This window comes from Paracraurococcus lichenis (genome assembly GCF_030657435.1).
GTDB classification, from domain to species: Bacteria; Pseudomonadota; Alphaproteobacteria; order Acetobacterales; family Acetobacteraceae; genus Paracraurococcus; species Paracraurococcus lichenis.
The window spans coordinates 1-13678 of record NZ_JAUTWS010000100.1 but is presented as its reverse complement, the minus strand read 5'-3'; the positions used below and the strand labels follow the sequence as shown (position 1 = coordinate 13678).

Here is a 13678-nt window from a genome sequence, read left to right as displayed (position 1 = left end):
CAGGTCCGCTCCAGGCCGCGCTTGGCGAAGTCCTCGACGGCGCGGCTGCAGAAGCTCGGCACCCGGCACAGCTTCAGCCGCACCGGCTTGCCCTCTGGCGTGGTCTCGACCGCAGCGAGGAAGGGCGTCTTGCCGGGCGAGCCACGGCCGCGCTTGCCGCCCGAGCGCTCGCCGCCGAGATAGGCGTCGTCGAGTTCAACCCGGCCCGTGAGCTGCCGCTTGGCATCGCGCTCCAGCATCACCTGCCCGAGCTTGTGCTTGATGGTCCAGGCAGTGGTCTGGGTCACGCCGAGGCGGCGGCCGAGTTCGATGCTGGAGATGCCCTGCTTGGTGTGGGTCACGTGGTAGATCGCCCGGAACCAAGTCCGCAGCGTCACCTTGGTGGCGGCGAAGATGGTGCCGGCCGTCAGCGAAGTCTGCCGTCGGCAGGCGCTGCATTGGAACAGCTGGCGCGACTTGATGGCGCTGTGTCGCCGCTCGCCGCAGGCGGGACACTCGAAGCCCTCAGGCCAGCGCCAGCGGAACAGCGCGTCGCGGCAGGCCTGTTCGGTACCGTACTGACGCTCGAACTCGGCTTCGCTGAGCCCCTTCTGGAACTGCACTGAGTTGCGAGCCACGGCTACTCCCTTGTAAGCGCATCACTGTTCTTGGTTTGTATCACCCCGAAGCCAGCTGAGGAAGCCGCGTAATCAGGACTGAATTTCGCATGGCCCGAGTGCGCAGAGGCACCGCGTCGATTGCCGAGATGGAACCGGGAAAGCGATAACGAGATCGGGCAAGTTCGCCCGTTTTCCACGGTGCTTCCATGCGTTCCTTGCCCGCCCCGGTGCTGCAGTTCGCGTCCCGTTTCCACGCTTCGGTCTGGCGGGGGGTCTTCGGTGTCGCGCTCGGCTTGGCTCTCGCGGTCAGCGCAGGCGCCTATCTCCTGCAACAACGAGAGGCGGCCTTACGGGACGCCGAGCGCGAGGTGCGCAATCTTTCCCTGACGCTCGCCAACTGGGTGGAAGATGGCTTTCGCTCGGTCGAGCAGCTCGAGATCGGGGTGTTGGACTGGATCCGGGCCGAGGGGATCGACACCCCTGAGGCGTTCGCCAAACGGATGGCGTCACGCGAGACCCACGACACCCTGCGCGCGCGCATAGCATCGCTGCCACGGGTCCGGCGGCTGCTCATCACCAACGCAACGGGCAGGACCGCAGCCACGTCCCTCCGATGGCCCGCACCGGACCTCAACTCGTCCGGGCGGGATTTCTTCGATGCTCTCCGGGACGCCCCCCGGCGCGAGAGCATGCTGAGCGTCCCGTGGCGGGCTCAGGTCGATGGCCAGTGGAACATTTATCTCTCCCGCCGGATCAACGCCCCGGACGGCCGCTTCCTCGGCGTCGTCGCCGCCGCCATCGACCTCGACTACTTTGAGCGAATCTTCGCCAATCTCGCCCTCGGCCCGGACAGCTCGGTCTCCCTGACCCACCGTGACGGCATCCGGCTCGCCCGCTACCCGCGGGCGGGGAAGGAGATCGGCGCGTCAGTGGCAGCAGGAGCCATTTTCCAGCGCGTCCTGCCGTCCGCCCAGGATGGGGCCGTCATCGAGCCGAGTTTCGTGGACGGTCGGTTGCGGCTGAAGGGCGTGCGGGCTCTGCAGCACTATCCCCTGGCTATCGTGACGACGCGGGCCGTGGACGATATCCTCGTGCCCTGGCGCCGCGAGGCCAAGCGGCTCGGCTCGGCCGTGCTGCTTCTCGAAATGCTGATCCTCGGGACCGTGCTGCTGCTGCAGCGGCATGATCGGCAGCGCCGCGCCGTCCAGCGCCTGTTGGCCTCGCAGGCCGAGGCCGAGGCAAGGCTCGCAGTCGCGGCTGAGCGTGAGAAGGCGGCCGAGGCTCTGGCCGACCGCGAAGCGAGACTGCGCGCCAGCGAAGCGATGCTGCGGATGAGCCTTGAGGCAGGCGACGTCGGCATCTACACGCGCGACCTCACCGCGGGCGGAGTCATTCAGTGCGGGCCCGAGACGCGCGCCTTGCACGGTCTCCCGGAGGGGGACGCGCCGATTTCCATCAAGGTGCTGTTCGGCCTGATGCTGCGGGAGGATCGGGAGCGGATCGTCGACGAGGTTGCCGGTGCCCTGGCAAGGCGAGAACCCGAGCTCTGCTTTCAGTACCGTTTCCGGCATCCAGCTGACGGCAAGGTTCGGCACATCGAGGCACGCGTACGCTACGAATACGATGCCGCGGGGCGGCCGCTCAGTTCAGTCGGCGTGGTGATCGACGTCACCGCCAGCCGCGAAGCCGAGGCACTGACACGGCTCGGCCTCGAGATCGGCCGCATCGGCAGCTTCCGGCACGACCTGATTAGCGGCCTGGTCCATGCGAGCCCGGAGGCGCGGGCGCTGTACGGCCTTCCCACCAGTCAGGACCCCATGTCCGACGAGGCGTGGTTCGCCGCCGTCGTGTCCGAGGACCGGGAGCGGCTTCGGCTGCAGATCGAGCGGTCCATCGCCGACCGCGCCTCGGAAACCGACCTCGAGTACCGCGTCCAGCACTCGGCGGCCGGCTGTCTGCGGCATTTCGAGGCGCGCGCACGCTTTGACTACGATGCCGACGGGATAGCCATCTCGGCAGTAGGTGTCGTCATTGACGTCACCGAGCGGCGTGAGGCCGAGGTGCGCATCGCTCACATGGCTCACTACGATGCCCTGACCGGCCTGCCCAACCGCACCCTGTTCCGCCAGCGTCTGGACGAGGCCCTCGCCCGCACGCGCCGCGGCGCCAACTGCGCCCTGCTCTGCCTCGACCTCGACCACTTCAAAGAAGTCAACGACACCCTCGGCCACCCCATCGGCGATGCACTGCTCAAGGCAGTGACCGCCCGGCTGCTGGACAGCGTGCGCGAGACTGACACTGTCGCCCGCCTCGGCGGCGACGAGTTCGCCATTGTCCAGATCGACGCGGAGCAGCCGACTGCCGCGACCGCGCTGGCCAAGCGCCTGGTCGAGACGCTCAGCACGCCCTTCGAGCTCGACGGTCACCAGGTCGTGGTCGGCACCAGCATCGGCATTGCCATGGTGCCCGGCGACGGCGAGGACGCCGACGCGTTGCTGAAGAACGCCGACCTCGCACTCTACCGCGCCAAGGCCGAGGGACGTGGACGCTGGCGCTTCTTCGAGCCCGAGATGGACGCCCGCATGCAGCTGCGCCGCGCTCTCGAGATCGACCTGCGCCGGGCGCTCGCCATGGGCGAGTTCGAGCTGTTCTACCAGCCCATCGTCGACGTCGCCTCGCGTCGGGTCAGCGGCCTCGAGGCGCTGATCCGCTGGCGCCACCCCGAGCGTGGCCTGGTGCCACCCGACGCCTTTATCCCACTCGCCGAGGAGATCGGCCTCATCGTCCCGCTCGGCGAGTGGGTCCTCGCCGAGGCCTGCCGGAAGGCCGCTACTTGGCCCGGGACGCCGAAGGTGGCAGTCAACCTCTCGCCGGCCCAGTTTGCCAGCCGTGGCCTGGTGGACGCGGTCACCTCCGCCCTCGAGCTGTCCGGCCTCACCCCCGCCCGGCTCGAGCTTGAGATCACCGAGACGGTGATGCTGCAAGACACCGAGGCGACGCTCGCCACCCTGCACCGGCTGAAGGCCTTGGGTGTGCGAGTTGCCATGGATGATTTCGGCACCGGCTACAGCTCGCTCAGCTACCTCCAGCGCTTTCCCTTCGACAAGGTCAAGATTGACCGCAGCTTCATCCGTGGGTTGGAGCAGTCGCGCCAGAGCGACGCCATCGTCGGCGCAGTGACCGACCTCTGCCTCGGGCTGGACATGACCACCACGGCCGAAGGGGTGGAGACCGAGGCGCAGTTCGAGGCGCTGCATCGCAAGGGCTGCCGCGAGGCCCAGGGTTACCTTTTCAGCAAGCCGAGACCTGCTGGCGAGATACCCAATCTCCTGAAGCAGTTGGATCGAGCTGCGCGCCTTGAACCAGAAGGAGCCTGATGAGCGCGAACCGCGCCTCCGCAAGTCAGAGGGCGCTGCCACATTTCGAGAAAGCCGTAGAGCACGAAGGCGCGCAGGTTGGGGCCGAAGGGCGAGCCCGGCTCCAACCCGGCCGGGGCGGCTGCCTTGAAGCGCCCGGCGCAGCAGGGGCAGACGCCGCCGTGCAGGACCACCCGCGTCACATCCGGGGCAATCTCGGGGATCTCGACACGGTCGTAGGTCTGCACTGCCACCTGCTCCACCTCCCCCAGGTCGGCGCGGCAGTGCGGGCAGTGCTCCATCCGGATCGCTTCGCAGCGCGTCGGATTGGGGTGCAGCGGCCGATGCGCGCCGGCGTGCACCCTGGTCTTGGGGCTGGGCTTGCCGTCACCATTCGCCTTGCGCCCCTGCGAGGGCGGCGTGCCAGAGTTGGTCGGCGTCTTTGGCGGCGCCTGCAGCGTCTCCCGCAAGGCCGCGTTCTCCGCCTCCAGCTCGGCAACCCGGGCCGCCAGCGCCTCGGCCAGGATGGGGCCACAAGCAGCTTGACTCACGACTGGAGTCTCAGCGCAACCCCAGATCTCATTGCAGTTCCCCTCTCAGCCAGCCTCTCGAAGCGCTCGACGTCCAGAGGGGAGGTGAGCAATTAAGAGATGCGCGGGCGCACCCCGTGGTCCGCGACAACCATGCCATCGCCGACCTCGGCGTCGTTGCCTATCTCGGCATGCCGATCTCCTCCCGCGACGGGCACGCTATCGGCGCGCTCTGCGCCATCGACACAGCGCCACGCGAATGGGCCGCCGACGAAGCGGACGCGCTGCGCGATCTGGCGCACCTGGCCACCGACGAGGTTGCGTTGCGCGAGCTGGAGCGTGACCTGGACGCCCGGGTGGGCCAGGAGGTCGCCCTGCGGGAGGGGGAGCTGACCGAGCGGTCGAGAGCGCGGCGGCTGGAAGCGCTGGGTCGGCTCGCGGGCGGCGTGGCGCACGACATCAACAATGTCCTGCACGCGGCCAGTGGCGGCGTCCGCCTCGCGGCCCGGCGCCTCGAGGGCGATCCGGCCAGGGCTCGCCGGCTGCTTGACACCGCGCTCGAGGCCATGGATCGCGGCGCGGCGGTGACCCGGCCGCTCCTCTCTGTGGCTGGACGCGCCGTCCTGTTCTCCGAGCCGGTGGACGCCGCCGCCGCGCTCGCGGAGACGCGCGAGATCCTGCTCCGAGGCAGCGGGGCGGTCGAGGTGCGCGTTGACGCACCGGAGGACCTGTCCCCGGTGCTGGCGGACAGGGCTCAGCTCGGGGCGGTGCTGCGGGCGCTCGCCGAAAACGCGCGCGACGCCATGCCCCGGGGCGGCATTCTTGTGCTGGCCGCCACGGCAGAGGTGGTGCCCGAGGGGCTGCCGCACCGGTGGACCTGATCATGTCCCTGGGCGTGGTGTAGCAGAGCTGGGGGTAAGTGGCCGGCCGGAGCGACCATCAAGGGTCAGCGCAGGCCGGCCACTTATCCACAGCGGGCCGCCCGCGGAGGGGGGGTGGCCACCGTCGATCTCCGGCTATGGTTCGAGTGCGACCAAGAACCCTGAGCACGGAGACGACGATGACCGACGAGAAGATGGCGCTGCTGGAGCTGATCGAGAAGGGTGCGGATACCGACCTGGTGCGCGAGATGCTGCATTTCGCCGCTGGGCGGATGATGGAGCTCGAGGTGCAGGCCTGTACCGGGGCGGCACACGGGGTGCGGGATCCGGGCCGGCAGGTGCAGCGCAACGGCTACCGTGAGCGGGCCTGGGAGACCAGGGCGGGGCGGATCGAGCTGGCGATCCCGCGGCTGCGCCGGGGCTCCTACTTTCCGTCCTTCCTGGAGCCTCGGCGGACGGCGGAGAAGGCGCTGACCGCGGTCATTCAGGAGGCCTACATCCACGGTGTCTCCACCCGGGCGGTGGACGACCTGGTCAAGGCGATGGGCGGGGCGGGCATCTCCAAGAGCGAGGTGAGCCGCCTGATCGAGGAGATCGACGGCCGGGTGAACGCCTTCCTGACGCGCCCGATCGAGGGCGAGTGGCCATATCTCTGGATTGACGCCACCTACGTGAAGGGGCGCGAGGGAGGGCGCGTTGTCTCAACGGCGACAATAATCGCTGTGGGCGTGAACACCGATGGCCGGCGCGAGGTGCTCGGCGTGGCCACGGGCGCGTCCGAGGCGGAGGTGTTCTGGAAGGGGTTCCTGCGCTCGCTGGCCGACCGCGGCCTGCGCGGGGTCAAGCTGGTGATTGCCGATGACCACAAGGGCCTGCGCGCCGCGGCCAGCAAGGTGTTCCACGCCACCCTCCAGAGGTGTCGGGTGCATTGGATGAGGTCGGCCCTGGCCCACGTGCCAGCCAAGCAGCGCCCGGCGGTCGTCGCCATGCTGAAGACCATCTTCGCCCAGGAGACCGCGGCCGACGCCCACGCGCAGTGGAACAGCGTCGCCGACGCGCTGCGAGAGCGGGCGCCGAAGCTGGCTGAGCTGATGGACGACGCGCGCGACGACGTGCTGGCCTACACGGCCTTTCCCAAGGAGCACTGGGCGCAGATTGCCAGCACCAACCCGCTCGAGCGGCTCAACGGCGAGATCAAGCGCCGCACGGACGTGGTCGGCATATTCCCGAACGCCGCGGCGATCGTCAGGCTCGCTGGTGCCCTCATGTTGGAGCAGAATGACGAGTGGGCTGTCGGTCGCCGCTACATGAGCATTGAAAGCCTAGCAGCAATCAGCGACGCTCCTCGCGTCAGTCTGCCAGGCGTGGCGGCCTGACCTCCTCGGACCAGCCGGGGATCGACGCTGCTACACCACGCCCAGGGACATGATCCAGAACGAGGTCAAGCAGCTGCAGGACGGAGCTGATCAACCCCTCGGTCTGACGCAGGGGAAGACGGAAGACCGCGCGCAGGGTCAGGGCGGTTGATGGCCAGGTCCGAGTAGCAGGGTTGCCCGCCGCGGGTGGTGCGCGGCGCCGCGCGCCACGCCTCGATCGCCTCAGCCGTGAACCAGACGGTGAGGCTGCCGCGAGCCAGAAGGCCGGCGTCGTACTCAGCCCAGTTCTTGACCCGGTGCTGCTGGGCCGGAATGTGGTGCCGGCGATCCGCATTGGCCTTGAACGGCTTGGTAGGTCCCCTCCCATCGAGGGCTCGCCCCCAGGTCACCCTACCCCACGCCGCTCGACCCGGCGATTGCTGCAACATCTGTGGACGCCCTGCGCGTGGTCAGGGAACGTGAGTAATTACGGCGGTCGCGAACTTTGCGACGCGACCCTCAAGGAAGTTCGATATCAGTGCTTCGAGCTTTCGAGCGCGCAAGCTGCCACAAGCGCCGCGCTTCTGGTGTTTCCTGCAACATCAGAGCGCGTCGCAACAAACGCACGGCGGTCTCAGTATCATCCTCCACCAATCGCTTGATCGCTGCCCCGACCAATGTCCGGCTTTCGCGCATCACGCGCTGCGCCGAATGCAGCTCTGCCCGACAGCGTCGGCACGTATCGGCACCGTGCAGCATGGCACGGCATAGCGGGCATCGCTCCATCGCTCAGGTCTCAAGATAAAACAGCAAATCCTGCAGTTGACCTCGCGCGGTCTCCAGGGCGGCCGTATCACCATTGCTGCGGGCGACATGGATCGCCTCGATCAGGTCGATGATTTCGGTCCGGTCCTCCTCGCCCGCCTCGTCCAGCTTCGCTCGCGCCTTGGCCAGCAGGGACTCAAGTTCGGCATCGGACGGCGCAGCGCTCTCGCGAGACGTTGTCTGCTCACCAAACAGCGCGCCGACTTTCTGCCTGGCCGCCTCGAGCTGGGCGTCGTCATAGCGCGATATTGCATTGTTGATCGTGATCCGGCGTTCAAGGCCGGTGATCTTCTCGCGCGCCGCAACCTGCAGAATACCATCGCGGTCGAGTGCGAGCTCGACGATAACAGGATTGCCCGCGGGTGCCTTGCTGAGGCCGGTAACCTGGAACTCACCGATCTGTATGTTCTCCAGCGCGTCTCGGTTTTCGCCCTGGAAAATCCGCAGTTCGACGGTTTGTTGCTGATCGCTGACCGTGAAGAATACCTCGCTGCGCCGTACCGGGATGGGCGTATTCTTGGCTACGATGGGCACAAACGTGTAGGGATAGAGTTCACCATCCAAATCACCCAGCGCACTGGTACCGAAGGTGTAGGGCGTGACATCCACCAGAACTGCGGAAACGTCAGTCCCGGTCATGGCGGCGCCCTGAATTGCCGCTCCCATCGCCACGCACAGATCAGGATCAACCTCGCCCCGGGGATCCATGGCGAACACCTCGGCAAGTCGCCTCCGCACCAACGGCGTGCGGGTCGCTCCGCCGACGAGTAGGATCTCGTCCACTTGCGACGAGGCCAGCCCGGCTGCTTCGAGCGCAATGTGCACCGCGCCGAGCGTCTCCTCGATGAACGGCGTGATCATGTCCTCATAATCGGATCGGCTCAGCTCCAGGTCGAGGTGAACCGGCGTCCCGCTCCGCTCGGCAATATATTCCTCGGTGATCCGGGTAAAGGCGTGGTCGGACAGTCGTTTCTTGGCCTCCTCCGCACTGCGCTGAATGCGCGCCATCGCTCGCGGCTGATCGGAGACGTCCACGTCATGCTTGAGCTTGAGGTGCTCAAGCACATGCTCAACGAGCTTGTGATCAAAGTCGTCGCCGCCGAGGTGGTTGTTGCCGTGGCTGGAGATCACCTCCACCACACCCTCCTCAATCCGCACGACCGAGACGTCGAAGGTCCCGCCACCGAGATCGTAAACAAGGATGCGCTTGCCTTGATGCTGTCCTGCCTCGTAGGCCAGCGCCGCTGCGGTAGGCTCGTTTATGATGCGCGCCACCTCCAATCCGGCAATCTCACCCGCGTCGCGCGTTGCCTGCCGTTGGGCGTCAGAGAAGTATGCGGGAACCGTGATCACCGCCCGACGGACTGGCCGGTCGAGCCGCTGCTCGGCGATTTCCTTGAGCCGAGACAGGATGATGGCTGAGACTTCCTGCGGCGTATACTCACGCTCGCCCAGCCGAACCCGTTCCTCGCTTCCCATGCGCCGCTTGATCGAGCGGATCGTCCGCTCGGGATACAGCAGGAACTGGTTGCGCGCCGCCTCCCCGACCAGCAACTCGCCACTCTCGGAAAGGCCGACTACCGAGGGAAGGATGAGCCTTCCCTGCTCGTCACCAAGCACCGCCGGTCGACCGTCGCGATAGACCGCGATTTCCGAGTTCGTGGTGCCGAGATCGATGCCTACGATCTCCTCCGTCATGACGCTGTCTCCTCGTTTGCCGTGGGCCGGCTCACGATGACCTCAGCGGTGCGTAGCACTGTGCCCTCCCAGAAGAAGCCCGTGCGTACCTCCTCGACCACGGTGCCCTCCGGCACCTTGCGATCCGGCACGGTACCGACGGCCCGAGCAAGCCGCGGGTCCATCGGCTGACCGAGCGACTGCATCGCCTCGACGCCGCGGTCCCGCAAGACCTGGTCCAGGCGTTGCAAGGTAAGGCGCAGACCTTCCTGCCAAGCCTCTCCGTGCACGATCCGCCGACGCCACAGCCGTTCAGGCCAGCGGGGCGGCTGGTCGCCTGACATCGCCTGAGCCGCACCGAGGCGGTCCCGAAGATCGATGACGTCGAGCAGCAGCGGTCGCAACGCGGCGCGCCGCGCCTCTCGTGCCTCCTCGTGGGTTCGGTCCAACTCACGCTGCAGCGTGACATGGCTTGCCTGCAGGGTGTCGAAGGCACTGCGGAACTGGTCCAACGCTTCCTTGACCAGCCGCGCCTCGGTTCGCACTTCGGTCCGCAGCCCGGCAATTTCGACGAACAATGAGAAGAGATCAGCAGTCTGTTGTTGTTCCGCAATCGGCGCCGACCCAACCTCTGCCGCGTCAAGCCACGCACTAAAGCGCTCAAGCAGCGCCCGCCTGAGGCTATCGTCCACCGTGATCCCGATCCTCTGTAAAAAGGTTCTGATCCGCGACGGCACGCTGCACCCCATCGGTCACGACCGCCCGGGTCGTCTTGACCGAAGCACGCGCAAGGGTTGACGGTACGGTCTGCAGGGCCGCCAAGCGAAGTCTTGTCAAAGCTGCTTCATTGGTTTGCAGCAGCGTTGCCGCGAGCCGCTTGCGTTCGTCGCTGAGTGCCTCGTAGGCGGCACGGAACTTTTGGAACTCTTCTGGTGCACGATCGGGCGAATGCTCACGCACCAGCGCCAGGTAACGACGACGGATCTCCGCGTCACTCGTGTCCTCGGTCACGCCGAGCACGCTGAAGGGATCGCTGCTCATGCGCGCCCGCGATGCTGGGGGCGGCTCCGCGATGCCGTAGCGCCAGCCATTGTGCGCGCCACCACCATCTCGGCCAGCGCCCGCAACAGTGGCGCCGGCATCGGCGGCCCAAAGTCGTTGTCACGAAACTGCTCTTCCAGAAGCATGACGGCGGCCTCCTGCCCCAATTCCCTGACCATGGTGCGGAGGCCATCGGCTGCGCCTTTCGGCATGTCCTGCATCATGGTCTCGGCCAATATCGCAATCGCCTCTGCACCAAACGCTTCCGCCGGCTCGCTACGCCGGCGCCGCCGGACTGGCCGGTCCTGCAGCCTCCCACCCAGGAACCGCTCGATGCGACTGGCCAAATGGAACTCTTTCCGTGCGGCGGCGGCATCAGCCATCGTCATCAGCTCAGTCCCCTCTGCCATCGACAGTCGGGCCTCGTGCCCCTGGGTGCGCGCAACGATCTGGTAGAAGCGTGCGGTGGCGTCGGTAGGCGAACGCCGCAGCGCGGTCCGCGCATAGGTTGCCAGCAGGTCATAGGCGGTGAAGCGAGCAAAGACCTCGGCCAGGGCCTGGAACTCGTCTGACCGCCAGTCGAACCTGGCGCCGCGCTCAAGCCAGTCGCGGAGGCCCAGCAGCAAGCTGGCCACCACCTTCGTGTTCTCGCCAGCCTCGGGCTGCCCAAGGTCTGCAACCACGGCCATGATGTCCTCCCGGGAGGGCGGCGCTTCCCGCACCGCAGCGAGCTCCTGGCGCAGCTTGCCGGTATGCACGCCGTCAACACGCATCAGCTCGGCCTCGAGGACTGCCCGGAACCAGCCAGGCACGCCGCCGCCAGTGAGCGCCACGCCGTCGCGCAGTCGCACCTCGGCCGGCTGTCCTTCGCCGCCCTGCAGCCCGGCCAACCCCTGCGCAATGCGCAGCAGCGCATCCGGAGCTTCCGGTCGCTCCCACTCGGCTGCTGTCCTAAGATCCTTGATGGCCAGGTCAGGACGCTTTGCGCGGAGCTGCTTGCGGGCGTGCGCAATCTGCAGCCGGATCATCTGACGGCGCACGCCAGCATTAATCGGGTCGACAGCCAGCAATCGTCGCGCAAATCCGGCGGCTTTCCGGTATGCTTTGCGCGCCACCGCAGCTTCGGTCGCCTGTTGCAGAACAGATCTATTATCCGGGAAGCGCTGCACCGCCTCTTCAGCCAGCCGCTGCCAGTCCTTATCCCGCGCCTCTGATCGGTAGCGCTCCATCAGAGCGAGGATGGCGGGGACATGGTCCGGGTCTACCTTGCAGCTGCGCTCCAGATAGGTGGTGGCCGGATCATCCCAGGGGTCTTCGAGGTCGCCCTCGATATCCAGGTGCTTCGTAGCAAGATCGGCAAGGTGGCGCAGGATCACGCCCCGCATCAGGCCTACCCGCGGATCATCGTCTCGGATTGCCTCGACGGCTCTGTTCCAAAACATCGCGGCCTTGCGCCACTCGCCGCGCGCCTCGGCTGCCAGGGCTTGGACGCGCTGGCGCTCCAGAGCTGTCAGAGGCCCGAACGTCTTCTCGAACTGCGGCAAGCGGTCAGGGAGCTGCGGCAGCAGGTTGAGGCAGGCACTCCGGACCTCTGTTTGCGGCAGGCTGCTCTGTCTCAGAAGAAATGAAAACAGCGGTCCAGCCCCGCCGCGTGCCGCCTCTGCCGAGGCGGTCAGGAATTGCGCCGCCTGGCCAGACAGTCCGCGTAGCTCTGCGACAAAGGCCTGCTGTGCCGGCGTCAACCGCTGCCACGTCTCGGCATCAATCTCCTCGCCGATCGCTGCCTCAGCAGCGTCCCGCAGACCGGCGAAGGTCGAGCTCCGATCGATGCCCTGCAACAGCTGCCGTAAACGATCTGCCTCCTGTGGTCCGCCCAATAGAACTTTAAGCAGCAGCCGGACTGGCCGAAACGCCGAGCGCAAGGAGATCCGGCCCAAATGCCGCTCCACCTCCTCAACCGGGGCGCCATGTGCCCAAGCCTCTAACGCTTGGCGCGAGGTGGCGGCGAGTTCGAGCCAGCGATTGCGTTCGGGTGAGCCTGTTCGAGTGAGGTCAGGATGCGGCGGCGTCGCAATCACCAGTGCCGCCGTCAGATCCTCGAGGTCACTGCGCTGGTCCTCCGGCACGGCCATGGGTTGGCCGACATACAAGAGGGCGTGCGTCGCCGCTTTCGAGTGCTGGCCGTTGTGGATCAGGCATTTCAGGTAGAGGAGAGGGTCCCCTAACGTCCCATCTGCGGATGCGGTGTTCTCCAGCACAATGGCGGCTTCTTTGAACATCCGCTTGGCCGCCAGGGCACGTGCGCGGCCTCGATAGGCCGTGACAAGCAGCTGCTGCCATTCGGGCCGCGGCTCCTGTCGAACCACCTGCTTGAGGAGCTCCACCGCCTCCTTAAACCGTTCCTGTCGCAATGCTTCGGTGGCCTGGGCCAAACGAGCCTCAAGCATCTGTGCCGGCACCGGATTGCGCTGCGACGAGTTTCTCAATACGTCATGCTCCATCGCGCCGTGGAGGCAGGTGCCACAGCCCTTTCATCGGAAGTATCAAGAGCACCGTCAAGCCGCGTAGACGTTGGCGAGCAGCCCCTTGACGAAGTCGCCCTGACGTGATTCCGCCACTCCAGGCCGCGAGCGCGGCCTGGAGTGGCGCTGCGCCACTTTGATGGTGTGGACGCCCCCCGACGGCATCGATGTGCCAAGGTGAATCGCCCCGGGTTTGCCGGAGCGTCGGCTGTACAATCTTGCTGAATTGGCTGCCCCCCTGATGGCGGTGGCGGTGGCGGTGGACCGTCGCCGCCCGGAGCAGGAACGCGAAACACCACCTCCACTTGGTTGCCATCGATTTCGATACGACGGACAAGCGTCCGGATGAGGTCGCGTCTGCCATGCCAGTCGACGCGATCAAGGCCATCGCGTACTCGTGCCGCGAAGTCCTCAAGGCGCGCGAGGGTTGTGTTGCAAAGTTTGCGACGAGCCGTGGATGGCCGCGACAAGAGCCAGATCAGGCGGCGACCTGGAACAGCTCGGCGATGAAGCTCGCCTGCGCCCGCATGTCGCGTCCACCAATCCTCCGTACCTGCCCCTTCCTCACTATCGCCATCACCTCGTAGCCCGCCAGTGTTCGTCGCGCAGTGTGGAAACTGCCAAAGCCCAGCCCCGGTCTGATCAGCCGTTTAACGCGCCGATGGTCTTGTTCGATAGTCTAATCGCAAATGACAAAAACGGACCTGCTCGCTGGCCCGGTCCGTTGGTATTACGTATCGGATCTCTACCTCGCCGTCGATGACGATCACTCGGTCAATCAGGAGCTCGACCAAAGCCCGTCGCTGCTCGAAGGTTGCCCGCGCCAAGCCCTGGCGCACTCGCTGGCAGAAGTCGTCAATGCCGGCGGAGAGCCCGGCGAGTTCCTTCTGAC

General features: G+C 66.6%; 11 protein-coding genes and 1 pseudogene. 4 read left to right on the top strand and 8 right to left on the bottom strand.

Features of this window, described 5'->3' with window-relative positions:
- Positions 1 to 617, bottom strand: a 617-nt coding sequence (locus Q7A36_RS34910) for an IS1595 family transposase (RefSeq protein WP_305108419.1), incomplete at its 3' end; no start/stop codon positions are given.
- A 188-nt stretch (positions 618 to 805) separates the two neighbouring features.
- On the opposite strand from Q7A36_RS34910, the gene Q7A36_RS34905 reads away from it, so the two are divergent.
- Positions 806 to 3976, top strand: coding sequence for a bifunctional diguanylate cyclase/phosphodiesterase (locus tag Q7A36_RS34905; RefSeq protein WP_305108418.1), 3171 nt, complete (start codon positions 806 to 808; stop codon positions 3974 to 3976).
- Here the strand turns inward: Q7A36_RS34905 and Q7A36_RS34900 are convergent.
- The gene (locus Q7A36_RS34900; protein WP_305108421.1) at positions 3883 to 4425 is read right to left on the bottom strand and encodes a hypothetical protein; all 543 of its coding nucleotides are present in this window, start codon (positions 4423 to 4425) and stop codon (positions 3883 to 3885) included. The genes Q7A36_RS34905 and Q7A36_RS34900 overlap by 94 nt on opposite strands.
- Here Q7A36_RS34900 and Q7A36_RS34895 point away from each other — a divergent pair.
- Together Q7A36_RS34895 and Q7A36_RS34890 are read left to right on the top strand one after the other, a co-directional pair.
- Positions 4398 to 5366, top strand: coding sequence for a sensor histidine kinase (locus tag Q7A36_RS34895; protein WP_305108417.1), 969 nt, complete (start codon positions 4398 to 4400; stop codon positions 5364 to 5366). The two genes, Q7A36_RS34900 and Q7A36_RS34895, sit on opposite strands and share 28 nt — an antisense overlap.
- A 179-nt stretch (positions 5367 to 5545) precedes the next feature.
- Positions 5546 to 6742: an IS256 family transposase gene (locus Q7A36_RS34890; RefSeq protein ID WP_305108416.1), complete on the top strand. Its 1197-nt coding sequence runs from the start codon at positions 5546 to 5548 to the stop codon at positions 6740 to 6742.
- A gap of 55 nt (positions 6743 to 6797) precedes the next feature.
- Here Q7A36_RS34890 and Q7A36_RS34885 read toward each other — a convergent pair.
- From Q7A36_RS34885 to Q7A36_RS34860, 6 genes and pseudogenes are all read right to left on the bottom strand, one after another.
- Positions 6798 to 7056: pseudogene (locus Q7A36_RS34885) on the bottom strand (transposase); the annotation flags it as partial.
- Between the two features lie 454 nt (positions 7057 to 7510).
- Positions 7511 to 9244, bottom strand: coding sequence for an Hsp70 family protein (locus Q7A36_RS34880; RefSeq protein WP_305108415.1), 1734 nt, complete (start codon positions 9242 to 9244; stop codon positions 7511 to 7513).
- The gene (grpE, locus tag Q7A36_RS34875) at positions 9241 to 9915 is read right to left on the bottom strand and encodes a nucleotide exchange factor GrpE (protein WP_305108414.1); all 675 of its coding nucleotides are present in this window, start codon (positions 9913 to 9915) and stop codon (positions 9241 to 9243) included. Before grpE ends, Q7A36_RS34880 begins: the two co-directional genes overlap by 4 nt.
- Positions 9905 to 10264, bottom strand: coding sequence for a J domain-containing protein (locus Q7A36_RS34870; protein WP_305108413.1), 360 nt, complete (start codon positions 10262 to 10264; stop codon positions 9905 to 9907). The genes grpE and Q7A36_RS34870 overlap by 11 nt, the downstream gene beginning before the upstream one ends.
- A complete protein-coding gene (locus Q7A36_RS34865) occupies positions 10261 to 12765 on the bottom strand; it encodes a hypothetical protein (RefSeq protein WP_305108412.1) in 2505 nt (834 codons plus the stop codon). Before Q7A36_RS34865 ends, Q7A36_RS34870 begins: the two co-directional genes overlap by 4 nt.
- Positions 12766 to 13264: 499 nt before the next feature.
- Positions 13265 to 13462, bottom strand: coding sequence for a DDE-type integrase/transposase/recombinase (locus tag Q7A36_RS34860; protein WP_305108420.1), 198 nt, complete (start codon positions 13460 to 13462; stop codon positions 13265 to 13267).
- 13 nt (positions 13463 to 13475) lie between these two features.
- On the opposite strand from Q7A36_RS34860, the gene Q7A36_RS34855 reads away from it, so the two are divergent.
- A partial coding sequence (locus tag Q7A36_RS34855) for a hypothetical protein (RefSeq protein WP_305108411.1) occupies positions 13476 to 13678 on the top strand: 203 nt, incomplete at its 3' end.